This window comes from Paenibacillus sp. A3 (assembly GCF_001399685.1).
Lineage (GTDB): Bacteria > Bacillota > Bacilli > Paenibacillales > NBRC-103111 > Paenibacillus_G.
In genome coordinates this window covers 18064-35366 of record NZ_JTHN01000194.1, presented here as the reverse complement: position 1 = coordinate 35366, position 17303 = coordinate 18064, and the positions used below count along the sequence as shown (strand labels likewise).

Below are 17303 nucleotides of genomic sequence, written 5' to 3'. Positions count from 1 at the left end.
GGATTTTGACCGAAATAGAGAAACATACGGAGGTGGGGTATCTACTGGAGGAGCGATAGCGTTCGCCTTTGTCTGCGGGAAATACCCGCTGCTAAGCGGCTCCAATTAAAATTTCCTGCAGACAACAGCGACCGGAAGTAGATACCCCACCCCTTCGTAGCCTCTATGCCCTCAATTGAGCACTTTCTCAACACCCTGCCTTCATGGAATGCAGTCTTAATTGAAAAGCCGCATCCCGGCTGTGCGGATCGCAGCAACGATCGCAGCGCAGGGAATGCGGCTTTTTGCGTGCCTCGCTTAACGCTTGCCCGGGTCGTACGGCTCACCGAGCGACGCGGGGGGATAGGCGCGGCCGACGGCGCCCGCCAGCACCAGAATCGTAAGAATGTAGGGGAGCATGTAAATAAACTCCATCGGAATCGCTTGGGAGACCGGGAACAACTGCACGAAGTTTCGGATCGCTTGGGCGAAGCCGAAGAAGATCGCCGCTCCCAAAGCGCCGAACGGATGCCATTTGCCGAAAATCATCGCGGCCAACGCAATGAAGCCTTGCCCCGAAATCGTGTTGTGCGAGAAGTTGCTCGTCGTCGTAAGCGTAATCGTTGCGCCGCCGAGCCCGCCCAGCGCACCGCTCAGCAGCACCCCGATATACCGCATGCGGGTGACGTTCACACCCAGCGTGTCCGCGGCGCCGGGATGCTCGCCGACCGCGCGGAGACGCAGGCCGAACGGGGTTTTGAACAGCACGTACCAGCCTAAAGCGACGGCCGCCAATGCCAAATACGTCGTCGGGTAAGCGGTGAATACGCCGTAGCCCAGCAGCGGGACGGAAGCCAGACCGGGAATGGCGACATTGTGAAACACGGCGTTCAACGTTTCGGTCTGTCCGGAGCCTGCGAACAACATTTTGACGAGATAGACCGTAAATCCGGCGGCCAGAAAGTTAATGACGACGCCGCTGACGACTTGATCGGCCTTGAAGGTGATCGAGGCGACGGCGTGAATGAGCGAGACGAGCATGCTGACCAGGATGGCCGCCAAGAGGCCGATCCAGGGCGCGCCGTCCGCGAAGCCCGCCTGCTCGGCGTACCAGGCCGCGACTGCGGAGGCGAACGCGCCGGAGATCATCAGCCCCTCCAGGCCAATGTTGACGACGCCGGAGCGCTCGGAGAAGATGCCGCCCATGGCCGTAAAAATAAGCGCGGTCGAGAAGACGAGCGTCGTATGGATCAACTCGCCGAGAATGCGAAACGCATCCATCCGGTTACGCCACCTCCCCCGGCTTGCGTCCGGCCCGCAGCGGCTTCAGAAGCCAGCGGATGATCCCGTGCGAGGCGACAAAGAAGATGACGGTGCCGATGATCACGCGGATAATTTCCGGCGGCACGTCCGCGCCGAAGCTCATCCCGGCCGAGCCGTACGTCAACGTGCCGAACAAGACGGCGGCGAGCACGACGCCGAGCGGATGGTTGCCGCCGAGCAGCGCGACGGCGATGCCGTCGAAGCCGTAGCCGGGCGACGCGGCGCTGATCACTTGGTAGTGGAAGACGCCGAGCACCTCGAACACCCCGGCAAGTCCGGCGAAGACGCCGCCGATAAACATCGCCCGCACGATCCCTGCGTTCACGTTCATTCCGGCGTACTCCGCCGCAGACGGGCTGTGTCCGACTGCGCGAAGCTCGTAGCCTTGGCGTGTCTTCCACAGGAGGACATAGAACGCGACGGCGGCGAGCAGCGCAAGCGGGATGCCGAGATGCAGCCGGGCGTTGCCGAACAGCGCGCTGAGCGCGTTCAGACTGATCGAGGCAGTGTCGTGAATCAGGTGCGAACGCTGCTGGCCGGGCTGAAGCAAATAGCGGCTGATGATATAGTTGCCAAGATACAGCGCGATCCAGTTCAGCATGATCGTCGTTATCACCTCATTCACACCGCGCCGCGCTTTCAGGTACCCGGCGATGGCTCCCCACAATCCCCCGAGCACAGCCCCGGTTACGACGGCGAGCGGCGCATGAAGCCAGAACGGCAGGCTTAGCTTGACGCCGATCCAGGTGGCGCCGGTCATGCCCATAATAAACTGCCCTTCGCCGCCGATATTGAACAGCCCCGTTCGGAACGCGAAGGCGACCGATAGCCCGGTCAGCAGAAGCGGGGTAATCTCGCGGACGGTCTCTCCGATGCTGTACGGATCGCCGACGACCTTCTCGAACAGCGCCGCGTAGGCGGCGAGCGGATTATAGCCGCCGGCCAGCATGATCAGGGCGCCGACCAGCAGCCCAAGCACGATGGCGACCAGCGGCACGAGCGCCGAATCCTTGGTCATGACACGAATGGCTTTAGCCATGCTTTTCACCTCCGGAGGTAGAAGGAGCCGCCGCTTCCGCTGCCCGCCCGGAGCCGGACATCATCAGCCCGAGCTCGCGGTCGGACGTGTGAGCCGGGTCGGTTTCCCCGACGATGCGGCCTTCATAGATGACGGCGATGCGGTCGGACAGCTTCAGAATCTCGTCCAGCTCCAGCGAGAGGAGCAATACGGCTTTGCCTTTGTCCCGCTGCTCCAGCAGCCGTTTATGGATGAACTCGATCGCCCCGACATCGAGTCCGCGCGTCGGCTGCGCCGCGATCAGCAAATCCGGGTTCAGCTCGATCTCCCGCGCGATGATCGCCTTCTGCTGGTTGCCGCCGGACAGCGCCCGCGCCGGAATGCGGAGGCCCGGCGTCCGCACGTCGAATTCGGCGATCAGCCGCTGCGCCTGACGGTCGATCGCGGCATAGTCGAGAAAGCCTCCGCGGTTGTAGGCGGAGGTGTAGTATGTCTTGAGCACCATGTTCTCGCTCATCGAAAAGTCCAGTACGAGCCCGCGCTTATGCCGGTCCTCGGGAATGTGCCCGAGCCCCGCCTCCGCGATGTCGCGGGGCGAACGGTTCGCGATCTCCCGGCCGCCGAGCGCGATGCGGCCGCCGTCGATCCCGCGCAGCCCCGCCAGCGCTTCGATCAGCTCGCTCTGGCCGTTGCCGTCGACGCCGGCGATGCCGAGAATTTCTCCGGCGCGCACCTCGAAGGTGACGCCGCCGAGCACGGGCAGGCCGCCGGGGCCCCGGGCGGTCACGTTCTCTACGCTCAGGACTGGCGCACCGATGGCGGCGGGCTTCTTATCGAGCCGGAACGAGACTTCCCGGCCGACCATTTTGGCCGCAAGCTCGTCCGGGTTCGTGTCCTTGACGGTGAGCGTATCGATGACCTTGCCGCGGCGGATGACGGTGACGCGGTCCGCGATCGCCATGATTTCTTTCAGCTTGTGCGTGATCAGAATGATCGACTTGCCCTCGGCCACCAGCTTGCGCATGATGTCCATCAGCTCGTGAATTTCCTGCGGCGTCAGCACGGCGGTCGGCTCGTCGAAGATGAGGATGTCGGCCCCCCGGTACAGCGTCTTCAGAATTTCGACGCGCTGCTGCATGCCGACGGAGATGTCTCTCACCCGCGCACGCGGATCGACACGCAGTCCGTATCGGGCGGATAGCTCGGACACTTGGCGCGCCGCTTTCCCGTAATCGACCTGAAATCCCCGCCTCGTCTCCTGCCCGAGAATAATATTTTCCGTCACCGTGAACGGCTCCACGAGCTTGAAATGCTGGTGCACCATGCCGAGACCGAGCTGAATGGCCGTTTTCGGATTGACGATCGCTACCGGCTCGCCGTTGATAAGGATTTCGCCCTCGTCCGGCTGGTAGAGACCGAACAAAATGTTCATCAGCGTCGATTTGCCTGCGCCGTTCTCGCCGAGCAGGGCGAGAATCTCGCCTTGACGGAGCGTCAGGCTGATGCCGTCGTTGGCAACGATGCCCGGAAACCGCTTGGTGATGCCGCGCATTTCCACTTTCACGCCGCTCATTTTTCGGGAACCTTGATTTCGCCTTTAATGATTTTTTGCTTGTATTCCTCGACCTTCTTGAGCACGTCCTCCGGCACGTTCTTCTTCGAGGTGTCCGGCAGGCCGACGCCGTCGTCCTTCAGGCCGAGCACGACCGTTTTGCCGCCCTCGTATTTGCCGGCGATCAGATCGTTCGAGATGCGATAGACCGCTTGGTCAACGCGTTTGATCATGGAGGTCAACGTCACGTCGTCGCCGAACAGCTTCGACTGGTCCTGATCCACGCCGATGACCCACACTTTCTTGCCGGCCTTCAGCCGGTCCTTCGCTTCGTTGAACACACCGTTCCCCGTTGCGCCCGACGCGTGGAAAATAATATCCGCTCCGCTGTTATAGATCGTGGCGGCTGCCGCTTTGCCGAGGTCGGGCTTGTCGAACGCGCCGGTATAGTTGATCGTCAGCTTGGCGTTCGGATTGACCGCGGCCACGCCGGCTTTGAAGCCGGCTTCGAAGCGTTTGATCACCGGGATATCCATGCCGCCGACAAAGCCGATCTGATTCGTCTTCGTCATCAGACCGGCCACGACGCCGACCAGATAAGAGCCTTCATTCTCCGCGAACGTCACGGATTCCACGTTCGGCGCGTCGACGACATTGTCGATAATCGCGAGCTTCGCGTCCGGATGCTGCGTCGCAACCGTCTTCATCGCATCCCCGATGATGAAGCCGATGCCCCACGTCAGGTTGAAATTGCCCTTGACCATCTGGTTCAGGTTCGGGATGTATTCCGAATCGCTTTTGCTCTGCAAATATTTCACCTGGGCCCCGGTATCTTTCGCAAGCCGCTGCAGCCCTTCCCAGGCGCTTTGGTTAAAGGAGTTGTCATTGACGCCGCCAACGTCCGTAACCATTCCGATATTGAACCTGGCGCCCGCCAGCTTATCGCCGCCCGCTTCCGGCGCGGCGCCGGCTCCCGCGTTGTTAGGCGGCGCGGGCTTCTGGCCGCATCCGCCGAACGTCAGCCCGGCAGCCAGCATACCGATCATGCCAAGGGATATCCATCGTTTCATAGTTCATCCGTCCTCCCGTAGTGGAATGCCAAAGTAGCTAAGCTCGGGGTATAGTATTCTCCAAGCTTTGCTTCCTTATGTCATTGCTGGAAAACGGACGGCGGCGGAAAAAACATTACCCGCTAGTCCTTGCCGGAAAAAGGCGCTTCGCCCGTCAGGGCGATGAAGTTCTGCGCCGCCTTGGACAAGTAATGGTCCTTGAGCCAAATCAGCACGGATGACGAGGCGATATGCGTTCCCGTCAGCCCGTACACCTGTACGTCGAAGCCGCGGTGCAGCTGGAGCACCGATTCCGGCACCAGCGTGGCGGCGAAGTCCGAGGAGACCAGCTCCAGCAGCATCGCGATGTCGGAGCATTCGGACAAGACGTTCGGCTTCACTCCGTGCCGGGCGAACTCCTCCACGATCATCTGATACACGCCAAGTCCTTCCGTGCTGGGGAGGATCAGCGGCTCCTGCCCGATCTGTTCGAACGAAACCGCCTTCCCGTCCAAGGGGCTGCGGCGCCGGGAGGTGACGTAATAGAACCTTTCTTCCCGCAAATGCAGGATCGAGAAATCGCCGAGGTCGAGCGGAAACCGGACAATCGCCAGCTCGATTGCCCGTTCCTTGACCAGCTTGCAGAGCTGGGCCGATTCGTTCTGTTGAATTTTGTACGTGATCGCCGGAAACTTCTCGCGGAACTTCCGAAGCAGCTCCGGCAGCCCTCCGTCCGATAACGTGTTGACCCCGATGCTCAGCTTGCCGGTCAATCCGCTTCCGGCTTCTTTGACTTCAATTTGCGACTCCTCGAACAGCTTCGTGATGTGCAAGGCGTGCTTGTACAGCAGGCGCCCCGCTTCCGTAAGCTCAAGCTGCCGTCCCTGCCGCTCCAGCAGCGTCACGCCAAGCTCCCGCTCCATCAGAAGAAGCTGCTGGCTGAGCGGCGGTTGAGCCATATGGAGTCTTTTGGCCGCCGCCGTAATTTGCCGTTCCTCCGCAATCGCAATGAAATAGCGAAGCTGTCTGATATCCATCCGGAACCACCTGCCTAACTATATGATAATCATATGGAAAATTAATAATTTTAATATTTTTCGTATAGATAAAGCTCATGTTAGCATAAGAAGCAGAGAAGCAAAATAGGAGGCAGGAGTGGACCGATGCGATGGATGTATTTGGTGTTACCCGTCATGCTGCTGACCGGCTGCCAGGAGTCTGCGGAAGCGCCTGCAACCGGAATCGTTCAAGTCGAACCTAAAGGAGATGTGAGGCAGATGAATGAAGCGCTGATCGCTGCCGCGGAGCGCGGAGATACGGCTGAGCTCCGGAGGCTGCTCAAGGCAGGAGCGGATAAAAACGCGAAGGACCCGCAGGGCCGCACGCCGATGATGGCGGCGACTTACGCGAACAAGCCGGAGGCGGTGAAGCTGCTGATCGAGGCGGGAGCGGACGTCAACGAACGCGACAACCGGCTGAACAATCCGTTCCTGTATGCCGGTGCCGAAGGCTTGCTGGACATTTTGAAGCTGACGATCGAAGCGGGGGCCGACCCGAAGCTGACGAACCGGTATGGCGGCACCGCGCTCATTCCCGCCGCCGAGCGCGCACACTTGGACGTGATCCGGGAGTTGTTGACGCGGACCAAAGTCGATGTCAATCACATTAACAACTTGGGCTGGACGGCGTTGATGGAAGCGGTGGTGCTCGGCAGCGGGGGCGAGAAGCATCAGCAAGCCGTCCGGCTGCTCGTGGAGCATGGGGCGGATGTGAACATCCCGGATAAGGACGGCGTGACGGCGCTTGCGCATGCGAAGCAGCGCGGGTTCGGCGAGATTGAGCAAATTTTACGGAAAGCAGGGGCGCGCTAGCCCCTTTCTATGCATTTGGGAGGAAACATCATGAGAAAGCTTGCCCTCGGCGGCAGCTTAAGCACCTTGCAGTGGTTTATGTTTTTGCTTGCGAATTCGATTGCTTTGCCGGTCGTCATCGGCGGTATGTTTCATTTGCCGCCGGAGGAGATTTCCTCGCTGATGCAGCGGACCTTTCTGGTCGTCGGCCTCAGCTCGTTTCTGCAGGGCTGGATCGGCCACCGGTACCCGATTGCCGACGGTCCCGCGGGCTCATGGGTCAGCGTCTTCGTCATCATGGCGGACGTGGCCGTCAAGCAGGGCGGGAATGCGCAGGACATGCTGCCGCTGCTCGAGGGAGGCGTTGCCACTGCCGCCTTGCTGCTGGTCGTTCTGGGCCTGACCGGCTGGGTCCACAAGCTGCTGTTTTTGTTCACCCCGCTTGTCACGGGAACGTTCTTGTTCCTTCTGGCTTTGCAGCTTAGCGGTGTATTCATAAAAGGCATGCTCGGATTGCAGGGGGCGGCCGTTCGTCCGGACCCGGCAACGGCGCTGGTGTCCATCGCCATCTTCGGCCTTGTAGTCCTGCTGTCCGTCAAAGGCCGGGGCTGGGTGAAGCAGTATGCCGTGATGATCGGCATTATCTCCGGCTGGGCCGGTTACGGCCTGCTCGGCCTTAGTGCCGGATCGCCGGCCGCCGCAGCTCCGCCGGTTCAACTGCCGGAGCTCTTCGCTTGGGGAGCGCCGCAGTGGGATGCGGGAATCGCGTTGACCGCAGCATTATTCACGTTTATCCTGCTGTCCAACACGATCGCCGCCGTAACGGCGGTTCGCGATGCGATGCCGGAGCCCGCCCGGGACCCGAAGCGGACGCTGAACCGCGGCGTCTTCGCGGGAGGCTTGTCCCACGGCATCGCCGCTCTCTTCTCGACGATTGCCGTCGTTCCGCTGCCGGTCACGGCGGGCTTTATCCGCATCACGGAGCAGACCCGTCTGCGCCCGTTTCTCGCCGCCGCGCTGCTGTTCGCGGGGATTTCTTTCGTCCCCGCGGCGGTACGGGCCGTCGCCATGCTTCCCGGGCCGGTAGCGAGCGCCGCGCTGCTTGCTTCCTTCGTGCAAATGATCGTCATCGCCATGCAGTCGATCTCGAAGGAAGCGCTGGACCTGCGTCGGCTGACGATCTTCGGCATCACACTGGTATGCAGCGCCGGATTAATGTCCTTGCCTGCGGAGGTTTTCCAGGGGCTGCCGCCGATGCTGGCGTACGTGTTCGGCAACGCGCTGCTGTTCGGGACGATGCTGGTCACGCTGCTTGAGCAGTTATGGAGGCCCTCGGAGGCGGGAGCCAAGCACCCCGGCTTCCACCGCGATAGTCTATAAAATCGCTTTGGACGTATATATGGTAAAAAGCTCAAAAGGAGCCGTTTTCCATGGAAACAATCGATTTTCGGGAGATGCCGCAGGAGGAGCGGCTGCGCCATGTCCAGAGCATTCTGGCCCAGTACCATGCCGCACGGGAGAAAAGCCCGTATCTTGAAGCCTACAAAGAAGCGGAAGCCGGTTATTGGTATCCGCTATTGTCCGTGCTGGATGCGGCACTAAGAAGCGGGAACAAGAAGGTGCTGGACATCGGCACCGCCTATGGAACGCTCCTGCTGTACAGCGTCTTGTGGGGCAACGAAGGGTTCGGCATCGATATGACTGACGCCTATTGGTCCAAGGAGCTGGAAGCGGAGTATCCGATCTCGTGGTCGAAAACGAACATCGAAGCCGAAGCGGTGCCTTGGCCGCATACGTTTGACGTCGTGATTTTCACGGAAGTGCTGGAGCATATGAATTACAATCCGGTCCCGGTCTTTCAAAAAATCCATCAATGTCTGGCTCCCGGAGGCCTGCTGCTGATCTCCACCCCGTGGTCGAGACATTATACGCCGAACCATCGCTGGCCGGATGTGTTCGACCTGCCCTACTACCAAGAAGGCGGCGCGTTCGTCGATGCCGAATGCAAATACTATACGATTGACGAGCTGGTGGCGCTGAGTCTGCACACCGGATTCGCGATCCAATTTCTCCAGCTCTACCAAGGGCATTTGCTGGCAGGGCTTGTAAAATGAGCAAGGACGGAGGTCGCGCGCCTCCGTCCTTGCCGTTTTATTCGTTTAAATATGCGTTCAGCATCCAAACATGCTTCTCCAGGCGCGTCTTCAGCTCCAGCAGCATATCGTGGGTGCCTTCGTCGCCTTCTTGCTCCGCAAGCTCCATCGCTTCGCCCGTTTCTTCGATCACCATCGAGAAGTCGTCGCGCAGACACTGCACCATGTCGCTTGCCGAGGCGAACGGCTCGTGCTCCTTGATCGTGGCGGCTTCGGCAATCTCCTTCGTCGTCGATACCGGCTGGCCTCCGACCGACAGCAGCCGCTCCGCGAGCTGGTCCATCGTCAGGGCCGCTTCTTCGTACAGCTCTTCGAACTTCACATGCAGCGCATAGAAATTTGGGCCCTTCACATACCAATGATGCTGGTGAATTTTGATATGGAGCACGGCCCAGTTGGCGACCTGCCGGTTAAGTAGCGCATGCAGTCCGTTTGTTTTTTTCGTATCCTTCGCGTTCTTGGCCGGTTTCGTTTCCTTTTCCTTCTCCAATACGTTAGCCATAATGGGTTACCTCCGCTTCGTCATGGATTGTCCTGCCTGTGCCTTCTTACCCCGCCGCAGCGGCAGATGAAACACGACCAGATTTGCTTAGGGCCCCAGTTTCAAGCAGGACCGTGCCGGGTAAAAACATTCCAAGCTGGGCGCGAACCGCATTCACGAAAGGGTGGAGGAGATGAACGATATGATTATTGAAATCAGTGTGGCCGTCATTGCGCTGGCCTTCGCGGCGTTGGTCGTCTTTTTGATCATGACTCTGCGTTCCTTGTCAACCGTGCTGATGCAGACCAACGAGACGATCCGGGAGCTGCAGCAGCAGGTGAACGGAATCAGCAAAGAAGCGACGGAGGTGCTGCGGCATACGAACGAAGTGACCGTCGATGTCCGCAACAAGCTGCACTCGATCGATTCGGTCGTCTACTCCGTCAAAAATATCGGCGATGCGGTACAGGAGATCACCTCCTCGATCAAGCAAGCCTCGGCCTCGGTAGCGGGGAGCATCCGCACCAAGGCGGTGAAGGAACGGCCGGCAGCCGGAGGCGGACCCGGCAGGGATAAGGTCGCGACGGTCATGCAGGCGGTGCCCGTGGCGATCGAGCTATGGCAGGCGTTCCGCAGCCGTAAGCCGCAAGCGGGGCAGCGGGCTTATCCGCAGCAGACCTGAGCCGGGGTCCGGCCCCAGCCGGCAGAAAATTCCGGCCGCTCTGTTTCAAGCGTCCGCCCCCGGGGTAAATAACATACAAATTCGTAGAATGCAGCACGGCTCTTGGAGCAGACAAGCTGCGAACGGGGAGGAACCACGCGGGTATGATGAATAAACCACAATCGTTTTATGTCGACACGCAACGAACCGAACACGCCAATACCGTTTATTTGCACGGTGAGCTCGATTTGTCCAAAGTCGCGGATTTACGCTGCGCGCTGGATATGTTCATCGCGGATACGAACCGCAAGCTCGTGCTGAACCTGAACGGCCTGCAATATATTGACAGCACCGGCATCGGTGTGATTGTATCGGTATTAAAAGCCCGAGACGTGCTGAAAGCGCCGTTCGAGGTGCAGGAAATTCCGCCGAAAATCAAGCGGCTGTTCGATCTGACAGGCATCACCCCGTTTTTGCAGCCGAACGAGGCCGCCGGGAAGTCCCAAGCACGCGTCCATTAACGGATAGGAAAGGAAAGAAGAGACCGTATGAAACCCGAATCCCATGTTGTTAGTCTCACTGTGCCTGCGGAAGCGGAATTTATCGACTTGGTCCGCTTGACGCTTTACGGTATCAGCTCTAAGCTCGGTTTCTCTTACGAGGAAATCGAGGATATGAAGGTGGCCGTCGCCGAAGCATGCAATAATGCGGTGGTTCATGCTTATGAACCCGGCAGTCCGGGCCTGATGGAGGTCCGCTTCGAGCGAATCGAGGAAGGGCTCCGCATTGTGGTCAAGGATCAGGGACCGAGCTTCGATTATGCCGAGAAGGCGCGGCGGGCCGGATCGCTGCACGATAAATCGCTGAACGATATCCATGTAGGAGGCCTCGGGATTTATTTGATGCAGGCGCTCATGGACGATGTCGAGGTCAAGACGGGCATTGGCACGGAGGTCATCCTGACCAAGCGGGTATGCAGGAGCGAGGAAATGGTATGAAAATTAATTCGGAGCGATTTGCCAATGCGAGTGCCGAGGAGCTCATCGTAAGGTATCAAGAAACCGGCTGCAACGATACGGCTACGGTTCTGCTGCAGCAGTACGAGCCTATGGTCAAGATGGCGGCCGGCAAAATGTCACGCAATCGCCCCGATCTGTTCGAAGACCTGTACCAAGTGGGGCAAATGTCGGTATTGAAGCTGCTGAAGCAGTTCGATCTGTCGATGGGCGTGCAGTTTGAAGCCTATATGATGAAAAGCGTCATCGGCCATATGAAAAATTATTTGCGCGACAAATCCTGGTATGTCCAGGTTCCGAGGCGAATCAAGGAAAAAGGCAACCAGATTCAGCAGGTCGTGGACATGCTCACGGTCAAGCTGGAGCGCTCGCCCAATATTGATGAAATCGCCGCGGAGATGGAGCTGTCGGTGGAGGAAACGATCGAAATTTTGGCCGGACGCGATTATTATCACTATGTCTCGCTGGATACTCCGCTATCCACGGAAGATAACGGATCGACGATCGGCGACGTGATCGGCAGCCCGAGCGACGCTTATCAGCGGGTCGAGAACCGCCTCGCCTTGCAAGAGGCGCTCGTTCATCTGAAGCCGGAGGAGCAGCAGGTGCTGCATCTCGCCTATGTGGAAGGCCAGTCGCAGCGGACGATTGCGAATCAGCTCGGCGTGTCGCAGATGAGCGTGTCGCGCATTCAGAAGCGGGCTCTCGACAAGCTGAAAAAATATTTTACCGAGCCGGGAGCCGGCGATATCGGTTTGGGTTCGTAGACTCGCCCTTTGCAGCTAAGGGCGAGTCTTTTCATCTTTGGCGCTTCCTTCGTCCTCGAAGGGAGCGGATTCGGCGATCCGCCGGCCGAGCGGCGTCGGGATGCCGTCCATGCTGACGGCGTTTTTGCTGCGCCAGTAATCGTTCAGCTCGTCGTCGCTTTTGGTCGCAGCCCACCGCTGCAGCGTATCGCGTTCTTTCTCGTACGAGTAGAAGGGAACGCTGAACCCGCAGGAGGTTTTCACGGCGCGAACGTCGACGCCGATAATTTGCCGGGCTCCGGGAAGCAGTTCGAAGCGGGGCGACCACGTCTCCCAGTCGGGGGTTCCGGGAAGGATAACGCGGCCCTTTCCGTACAGCCTCAAAATGAGGGGAGGCCCTTCGAACGCAACGAACATCAGCGTAATCCGGCCATTTTCCTCCAAATGCGCGCTTGTCTCGTTCCCGCTGCCGGTCAAATCCAAATACCCTACCTCGGTCGGCGAGACGATTCGAAATACATCGTGTCCTTTTGGCGAGAGGTTCACATGCCCTTCCGATTGGAGCGGGGCGGACCCGACGAAGAAGAGGCGCTGCCTGCGAATAAACGCCTCATGCTCGGGAAGCAGGGCCGGAAACAGTTTTCCCATAGGCGGGACCTCCTTTCCTTTGTTTGCCAAGTCTCTTTGTGTAATAGTATGCGCTCTTAGAGCTTGTTTGGGAAATACGCATTACATATTCCGTTTATAGGGATTGCCTATCGTTCTTGAGGAACGCGGGCCGGGCAAAACGCCGCAGCTGCTTGCGAACGGCCGTTTCAGGCGGACGGGCTGCGGGTAATAAAGCTTAAGCAACACTTCATATTCCCAGGATAAAGGCGGTGAAGGTCATGAAGGTCAAACACAGCATCAAATGTCACGGAAGCGAAGTGCTGGTTCGCGAGGAAGGCGGAAAGTACCATTTGTCCATTCAGGCTGCAGCTAATCCGTTGGGATTCGGCAACGTGTTGGAAACGTTTTCAGATAAAGAAGAGGCGATCAGGGCGGCGGAGCAATTTTGCAAAATGCTGCTGGCGGCCAAAGAGCACGGCTATTACTTGGACAACGGACATTTTGTCAAGCCGGAGCGGGAGAGTATTCCGGTTGCCTTCTGTCTAAAGGAACATCTCACGGAAGACTTGTGGATCGAGCATCTGAACCGGGGCTAAAGGCCTCAGACAAGCTATCGAGAAGCCTTACAAGTTAAAAATCTCAGACAAATAGAGGTAGGGTATATCCCGTAAGAGTTTACGTCCGCCTTTGGAACCCGTGAAAATACCGCAAATTTTAATCAAGTTCACGGGTAGATAGGGGGTCCCCGGAAAGTAATCGGAATAAGCTTCCAAGTGTTACTTCACTTTCCGGGGGAGGGCAGCGGCTGGAGGGATATACCCTACCGGCATATGCAGAGAATTTCTACATGAAGCAGGATTCTCGACAAGTTCACCGGTGTCCATTGACACAAATGTATCCTCAATGACTTTTCGGGCACACAAGACTTCACGAATGATTGAGGGAATAATTGTGTCAATTGATTTTGTCACGAAATCACCCTCGGATCAGGAGTTTGACACAAACCCAGCATCAAATTCGGAAGCCGCTCTCGCCAGAGAAGTTGGGGTAGTACCAGTGAAGCTGACACCACCCCATGTAAGGAAGATTAGTTAATTGTCAATAAAAGAGTAAAAAATATCAATTAGTTATCAACAGAAAATTACAACCAAACAGGAACGTATACTCCGCCTAATTTTGCACCATAAATTACAAGTTTAAAGCACTTTGATTTTTACTGTTAAGCATAAATATGGTAATTTAAGTTGATTTAAAGAAAATTTTAGGTTATATAAATAAAAAATAGGAGATTTAATTAAATATTTGTCAAATATAATATATGTATCCACTATAATATGGAAATATATTATATGGGGAGCTTTGATATGAAAATGTTGTCTGTTGTTAAAAGTATGTCAGTCGTGACTGCTTTAGCAGTTGCAGTAAGCACGAGCTGGTCACCTACAGCCAGTGCCACAGCTACTGAGACGACTATCGCTCCAGTTACTCAATTTGAAAATAATAATCTTCCTGTGATTCCATCTGTGCATGAAATGAGTTCGGAGCAAAGAATCTGGCGTAAACTTCAACCGATTGGCCTTGCAGGCTCAAGGTATTGAATCCCAAGAAATCGGACTGAATTGGGCTATAGGTGTAAACTTTGCTGCTTCGGCTATTAACGTTGCATTGGGTCTAATAGCTGGCGGTGGCGTAGGCGCTATCCAGGCATATATTATTAGTGTAGGAAAAAAAGAAGCCGCCAGAATCTTTACTGCAACAGTAACAAGCAAGTTAATTGCATGGGGTGCTCCTAAATTGGCCGTTTTTGTAGGGACAGCGGTGACATTCGCTATGGATTATCTTGATATCGGTGCGAAAATTGCTGAATATCTTGATTCTAGAGACTCTAAGCCTAATAACGGATGGATTGATTTCTAAACAAACGGATTGGATTGATACCAGTTGAAAAGTTTTGCAAAATACACAACATTAGTAATTTGGGTATTCTTGGTTATTTATTTTGGTAATATGCTGGGAGTTCCTAAAAACTTGTATTATTACATCATATCTTTTTCTATATCTATTGCTGGAATTCTATTAATTTTTTATTTGTTTGACCGAAAAGATCGTAAACGCTAGATACAAGAAAGAGCCTTCAGTTCCACGGGACTAACCACCGTTATTGAGACAGGGATCAAAACACCTTAGTCAACTAAGCAGCCAGTTGCCGATATTCCATCGGTGACTGGTTGTGTAGTTTCGCTTGAATACGAATTGAGTTATAGTAAAGAATGTAAGCATGAATCATTTGTACAACGGTGGCAGTCGTTGTGCAAGTGAGATCTTCCAAGTAGAACGTTTCAGACTTTAGTGTGGAATGAAACGATTCGATGAGGGCATTATCAGCAGGCGTTCCCTTGCGGGACATGCTCATGGTAATGCCTTTTTCTTTTACGGTCCTTTGGTACGCATGCGATGTATATACGGAACCTTGATCGCTGTGCAGCAGCGCGCCTGTCACATCCGGCAGTTGCTGAAGGGTGTCCAGTACGAATTCGGTGTCCTGCTTGTCTGCGATACTGTACGCGATCACCTCCCCGTTGTACAGGTCCAAGACCTTTGAGGGTGGTGTCAGCTTCGCTGGTACTACCCCAAGTTAGCAGGGATGGACAACTAGAAGATATTTAATGAATGAGGGTATGATTGTGTCAGCATTGATGGAAGTGTTGTGTCGTTGGACAACCGGGGCTGACGGCCCCGGTTTTGCTTTGTCCGCACAAAGCTAGCTCAGATAGAGGAAATAAACGCACATGATGCCCGCATCCGCGAAGCTGTGGCTCAGAACGGAGCCGGTCAGCGAGGCGTGGCGAAGACGCATCCAGCCCCAGAAGAGACCGGCGGCGAAGACGGGGAGCACCAGGACGATATTCCAAGGGCGCTCAAAGATCGGCACGATCGACAGCACGTGGTACAGACTGTAGAACAAAGAGGTCAGAAAGACGGCCATGGCGGGGCGCACTTTACTATCCGTCAGCTTCCGCAGCACGTATCCCCTCCAGTACGTTTCCTCCAGAAGCGGGTTCAGCACCAGCAGCACCAACACCAGCCCTATCGTATGCTCTCCGGAAAAATGCCACTCCTGCAGCAACCCTTTTAGCCGCGGAATATCCAGAAATAACGGGTGAAACCAGACGGCAGCGGCAACGATCGCCCCGAAAAACACCGCGCCCGAGCCGATGCCCAGCAGGATATCGGTCTTTTGCCGTTTCCGTTCGGTCTGAACCTGTGGATGGGCTCGGGCTCCCGTTCGGCGGCGGAGAACGAAGCTTCCCAAGGGAACCACGAGCAGCCAGCCGTAGAATAAAACGAACGTGAGCGGGACGCTGTGCATCCCCTGCAGTCCGGCCGCAATCATGACCGTCGGGCCAAGAAATAGCACTGCAAGCTTGAATCGGTCCATAGTTTTCACCCTTCTGTTCCTGTCTTCCGTCCATCATATACGGCACAGCTTGGTCATGACGAGTACTAACTTAAGCTAGTACTCATATATGATGCCCCGTAAGGAGAATTAGGCTTTTCACTGCTGCACTCTACGGAGCGTTTATTGAGAAGGGCAGGATTAGCCGATATTCTATAATTATGGGGGGTGGACAATGTGGACTGCAATAAAGTGGGAGGACTCATTCTGCGTCTTCGTAAAGAGAAAGACATGACGCAGAAGGACTTGGCTGATCTTATGAATATCAGCGATAAGACGATTTCAAAATGGGAACGCGGTTTAGGGTGTCCCGATGTGTCCTTGCTTGGCGAGCTATCCAAAATATTGGGAGTAAATATGGAGAAGCTTTTATTGGGCGAATTAAATCCGAATGAACAGGACAGAGGAAACATGAATCAAATCAAATTTTACGCATGTCCAAGCTGTGGCAATGTTATGACCAGTACGGGGGCCACAAGCATTTCATGCTGCGGCAGACTATTGAAGGAATTGCTTCCAATGCCGGCGGAGAACGATGAACACAAAATCACCGTTGAGGAGATTGAAGATGATTACTTTATTACCATTCAACATGAAATGAGCAGAGATCATCATATCTCCTTTGTCGCTTATATCTCTTATGACAGGCTGCTGTTCATGAAATTGTACCCGGAACAAAGCGCAGAATTACGTTTCCCCCAAATGCACGGCGGAACGCTATATACGTATTGCACCCGTCACGGATTATGGAAACATGAGAAGTTGAAAAAGGGAACAAGGAGGGTTACCTGAAATGAAAAAAGCACTGCTTATTATCGACATGCAGGTTATGCCTTTTGTGTGGAAAGATTACGGCGGAAAAGCGATCTATCAAGAAGAACAACTGCTTGAAAATACAAAGCGCTTGATCGATAAAGCCAAGAAGGAAAATTCACCCGTTTTCTATATCATGTATACCGAGCCGGAGGGTTCTCTAAGGTCCGAGAATCAACCGCTATGGCAAGTACATCCACAGATCGCTCCCGCTGCACAAGATCATGTCATCATTAAACATCATGCGGACTCGTTTCTGGAGTCCGAGCTCCATGCGCAGCTGCGGGATCATGGTATCGATACGTTAGTGATGTGCGGCGTTCAAACCGAGTATTGCGTCGATACAACGGTGAAAAGCGCTTATTCGCGAGGCTATCAAGTAGAATTGGTAAAAGATTGCCATAGTACCTACGATTCCGATGAATTGACGGCAGAACAAATCATAAACCATCACAATTGTATTCTTACTCAATTTGCCGCAATTGTTCACTCAAGCGATGTCCGGTTTTAAAATCCGGCCAGGCGCAAAAAACGAACAAACTGTCCCTTCTACAAGAGACAGTTTGGTTCGCAGCAGTTTTTGAGCCCGCTTATTT

General features: G+C 55.6%; 20 protein-coding genes and 1 pseudogene. 12 read left to right on the top strand and 9 right to left on the bottom strand.

The window, feature by feature from the left end; genetic code table 11:
• Nucleotides 1–297 precede the first annotated feature (297 nt).
• From QJ48_RS27110 to QJ48_RS27090, 5 genes are all read right to left on the bottom strand, one after another.
• Nucleotides 298–1260, bottom strand: a complete 963-nt coding sequence (locus tag QJ48_RS27110; RefSeq protein ID WP_054976511.1) for an ABC transporter permease — start codon at nt 1258–1260, stop codon at nt 298–300.
• A gap of 4 nt (nt 1261–1264) precedes the next feature.
• Entirely contained in the window at nt 1265–2341 is a 1077-nt protein-coding gene (locus QJ48_RS27105) for an ABC transporter permease (RefSeq protein ID WP_054976510.1), read from the bottom strand.
• Entirely contained in the window at nt 2334–3893 is a 1560-nt protein-coding gene (locus tag QJ48_RS27100; RefSeq protein ID WP_054976509.1) for an ABC transporter ATP-binding protein, read from the bottom strand. Before QJ48_RS27100 ends, QJ48_RS27105 begins: the two co-directional genes overlap by 8 nt.
• Complete coding sequence (locus QJ48_RS27095; protein WP_054976508.1) at nt 3890–4942, bottom strand: BMP family protein; 1053 nt, start codon at nt 4940–4942, stop codon at nt 3890–3892. Before QJ48_RS27095 ends, QJ48_RS27100 begins: the two co-directional genes overlap by 4 nt.
• A 122-nt stretch (nt 4943–5064) precedes the next feature.
• Entirely contained in the window at nt 5065–5958 is an 894-nt protein-coding gene (locus tag QJ48_RS27090) for a LysR family transcriptional regulator (RefSeq protein WP_054976507.1), read from the bottom strand.
• 126 nt (nt 5959–6084) lie between these two features.
• Here QJ48_RS27090 and QJ48_RS27085 point away from each other — a divergent pair, with 126 nt between their 5' ends.
• Genes QJ48_RS27085 through QJ48_RS27075 form a run of 3 tightly spaced genes read left to right on the top strand, consistent with a single transcriptional unit; the run spans nt 6085 to nt 8885 of the window.
• Nucleotides 6085–6792 (top strand): ankyrin repeat domain-containing protein, encoded by a 708-nt coding sequence (locus QJ48_RS27085; RefSeq protein WP_054976506.1) that lies wholly within the window; start codon nt 6085–6087, stop codon nt 6790–6792.
• Between the two features lie 30 nt (nt 6793–6822).
• Entirely contained in the window at nt 6823–8151 is a 1329-nt protein-coding gene (locus tag QJ48_RS27080; protein WP_054976505.1) for a purine/pyrimidine permease, read from the top strand.
• A gap of 50 nt (nt 8152–8201) precedes the next feature.
• Nucleotides 8202–8885 (top strand): bifunctional 2-polyprenyl-6-hydroxyphenol methylase/3-demethylubiquinol 3-O-methyltransferase UbiG, encoded by a 684-nt coding sequence (locus QJ48_RS27075; protein ID WP_054976504.1) that lies wholly within the window; start codon nt 8202–8204, stop codon nt 8883–8885.
• A gap of 37 nt (nt 8886–8922) precedes the next feature.
• Here the strand turns inward: QJ48_RS27075 and QJ48_RS27070 are convergent, their stop codons facing one another.
• Nucleotides 8923–9426: a Dps family protein gene (locus QJ48_RS27070; protein ID WP_054976503.1), complete on the bottom strand. Its 504-nt coding sequence runs from the start codon at nt 9424–9426 to the stop codon at nt 8923–8925.
• Nucleotides 9427–9607: 181 nt separating this feature from the next.
• Here QJ48_RS27070 and QJ48_RS27065 point away from each other — a divergent pair, with 181 nt between their 5' ends.
• The 4 genes from QJ48_RS27065 to QJ48_RS27050 all read left to right on the top strand — a co-directional run bounded on the left by QJ48_RS27065 (nt 9608) and on the right by QJ48_RS27050 (nt 11849).
• On the top strand, nt 9608–10087 hold the full coding sequence (locus QJ48_RS27065; protein ID WP_054976502.1) for a DUF948 domain-containing protein: 480 nt from the start codon (nt 9608–9610) through the stop codon (nt 10085–10087).
• 146 nt (nt 10088–10233) lie between these two features.
• On the top strand, nt 10234–10587 hold the full coding sequence (locus tag QJ48_RS27060) for an STAS domain-containing protein (RefSeq protein ID WP_054976516.1): 354 nt from the start codon (nt 10234–10236) through the stop codon (nt 10585–10587).
• 27 nt (nt 10588–10614) lie between these two features.
• Entirely contained in the window at nt 10615–11064 is a 450-nt protein-coding gene (gene rsbW / locus QJ48_RS27055; protein ID WP_054976501.1) for an anti-sigma B factor RsbW, read from the top strand.
• Nucleotides 11061–11849 (top strand): sigma-70 family RNA polymerase sigma factor, encoded by a 789-nt coding sequence (locus tag QJ48_RS27050; protein WP_054976500.1) that lies wholly within the window; start codon nt 11061–11063, stop codon nt 11847–11849. The genes rsbW and QJ48_RS27050 overlap by 4 nt, the downstream gene beginning before the upstream one ends.
• 15 nt (nt 11850–11864) lie before the next feature.
• On the opposite strand, the gene QJ48_RS27045 is transcribed toward QJ48_RS27050, so the two are convergent.
• Nucleotides 11865–12476, bottom strand: coding sequence for a pyridoxamine 5'-phosphate oxidase family protein (locus QJ48_RS27045; RefSeq protein ID WP_054976499.1), 612 nt, complete (start codon nt 12474–12476; stop codon nt 11865–11867).
• Nucleotides 12477–12715: 239 nt separating this feature from the next.
• Here QJ48_RS27045 and QJ48_RS27040 point away from each other — a divergent pair, with 239 nt between their 5' ends.
• The 3 genes from QJ48_RS27040 to QJ48_RS27035 all read left to right on the top strand — a co-directional run bounded on the left by QJ48_RS27040 (nt 12716) and on the right by QJ48_RS27035 (nt 14354).
• Complete coding sequence (locus tag QJ48_RS27040) at nt 12716–13033, top strand: hypothetical protein (RefSeq protein ID WP_054976498.1); 318 nt, start codon at nt 12716–12718, stop codon at nt 13031–13033.
• Between the two features lie 768 nt (nt 13034–13801).
• Entirely contained in the window at nt 13802–14035 is a 234-nt protein-coding gene (locus QJ48_RS37690) for a hypothetical protein (protein ID WP_162238573.1), read from the top strand.
• On the top strand, nt 14010–14354 hold the full coding sequence (locus QJ48_RS27035; RefSeq protein ID WP_010503324.1) for a hypothetical protein: 345 nt from the start codon (nt 14010–14012) through the stop codon (nt 14352–14354). The genes QJ48_RS37690 and QJ48_RS27035 overlap by 26 nt, the downstream gene beginning before the upstream one ends.
• Nucleotides 14355–14628: 274 nt before the next feature.
• Here QJ48_RS27035 and QJ48_RS27030 read toward each other — a convergent pair.
• Nucleotides 14629–15039, bottom strand: a pseudogene (locus QJ48_RS27030) (transposase); the annotation flags it as partial.
• Nucleotides 15040–15198: 159 nt separating this feature from the next.
• Nucleotides 15199–15876, bottom strand: coding sequence for a CPBP family intramembrane glutamic endopeptidase (locus QJ48_RS27025; RefSeq protein ID WP_054976496.1), 678 nt, complete (start codon nt 15874–15876; stop codon nt 15199–15201).
• Nucleotides 15877–16071: 195 nt separating this feature from the next.
• Between QJ48_RS27025 and QJ48_RS27020 the strand changes: the two genes are divergently transcribed.
• Together QJ48_RS27020 and QJ48_RS27015 are read left to right on the top strand one after the other, a co-directional pair.
• On the top strand, nt 16072–16686 hold the full coding sequence (locus QJ48_RS27020) for a helix-turn-helix domain-containing protein (protein ID WP_054976495.1): 615 nt from the start codon (nt 16072–16074) through the stop codon (nt 16684–16686).
• A 1-nt stretch (nt 16687) separates the two neighbouring features.
• Nucleotides 16688–17218, top strand: coding sequence for a cysteine hydrolase family protein (locus tag QJ48_RS27015; RefSeq protein ID WP_054976494.1), 531 nt, complete (start codon nt 16688–16690; stop codon nt 17216–17218).
• Nucleotides 17219–17303 lie beyond the last annotated feature (85 nt).

Bases quoted from the DNA above. Each gene is read 5' to 3' on its own strand.
- QJ48_RS27110 (WP_054976511.1), bottom strand. From the start codon at position 1,260: ATGGATGCGTTTCGCATTCTCGGCGAGTTGATCCATACGACGCTCGTC.
- QJ48_RS27105 (WP_054976510.1), bottom strand. From the start codon at position 2,341: ATGGCTAAAGCCATTCGTGTCATGACCAAGGATTCGGCGCTCGTGCCG.
- QJ48_RS27100 (WP_054976509.1), bottom strand. From the start codon at position 3,893: ATGAGCGGCGTGAAAGTGGAAATGCGCGGCATCACCAAGCGGTTTCCG.
- QJ48_RS27095 (WP_054976508.1), bottom strand. From the start codon at position 4,942: ATGAAACGATGGATATCCCTTGGCATGATCGGTATGCTGGCTGCCGGG.
- QJ48_RS27090 (WP_054976507.1), bottom strand. From the start codon at position 5,958: ATGGATATCAGACAGCTTCGCTATTTCATTGCGATTGCGGAGGAACGG.
- QJ48_RS27085 (WP_054976506.1), top strand. From the start codon at position 6,085: ATGCGATGGATGTATTTGGTGTTACCCGTCATGCTGCTGACCGGCTGC.
- QJ48_RS27080 (WP_054976505.1), top strand. From the start codon at position 6,823: ATGAGAAAGCTTGCCCTCGGCGGCAGCTTAAGCACCTTGCAGTGGTTT.
- QJ48_RS27075 (WP_054976504.1), top strand. From the start codon at position 8,202: ATGGAAACAATCGATTTTCGGGAGATGCCGCAGGAGGAGCGGCTGCGC.
- QJ48_RS27070 (WP_054976503.1), bottom strand. From the start codon at position 9,426: ATGGCTAACGTATTGGAGAAGGAAAAGGAAACGAAACCGGCCAAGAAC.
- QJ48_RS27065 (WP_054976502.1), top strand. From the start codon at position 9,608: ATGATTATTGAAATCAGTGTGGCCGTCATTGCGCTGGCCTTCGCGGCG.
- QJ48_RS27060 (WP_054976516.1), top strand. From the start codon at position 10,234: ATGAATAAACCACAATCGTTTTATGTCGACACGCAACGAACCGAACAC.
- rsbW (WP_054976501.1), top strand. From the start codon at position 10,615: ATGAAACCCGAATCCCATGTTGTTAGTCTCACTGTGCCTGCGGAAGCG.
- QJ48_RS27050 (WP_054976500.1), top strand. From the start codon at position 11,061: ATGAAAATTAATTCGGAGCGATTTGCCAATGCGAGTGCCGAGGAGCTC.
- QJ48_RS27045 (WP_054976499.1), bottom strand. From the start codon at position 12,476: ATGGGAAAACTGTTTCCGGCCCTGCTTCCCGAGCATGAGGCGTTTATT.
- QJ48_RS27040 (WP_054976498.1), top strand. From the start codon at position 12,716: ATGAAGGTCAAACACAGCATCAAATGTCACGGAAGCGAAGTGCTGGTT.
- QJ48_RS37690 (WP_162238573.1), top strand. From the start codon at position 13,802: ATGAAAATGTTGTCTGTTGTTAAAAGTATGTCAGTCGTGACTGCTTTA.
- QJ48_RS27025 (WP_054976496.1), bottom strand. From the start codon at position 15,876: ATGGACCGATTCAAGCTTGCAGTGCTATTTCTTGGCCCGACGGTCATG.
- QJ48_RS27015 (WP_054976494.1), top strand. From the start codon at position 16,688: ATGAAAAAAGCACTGCTTATTATCGACATGCAGGTTATGCCTTTTGTG.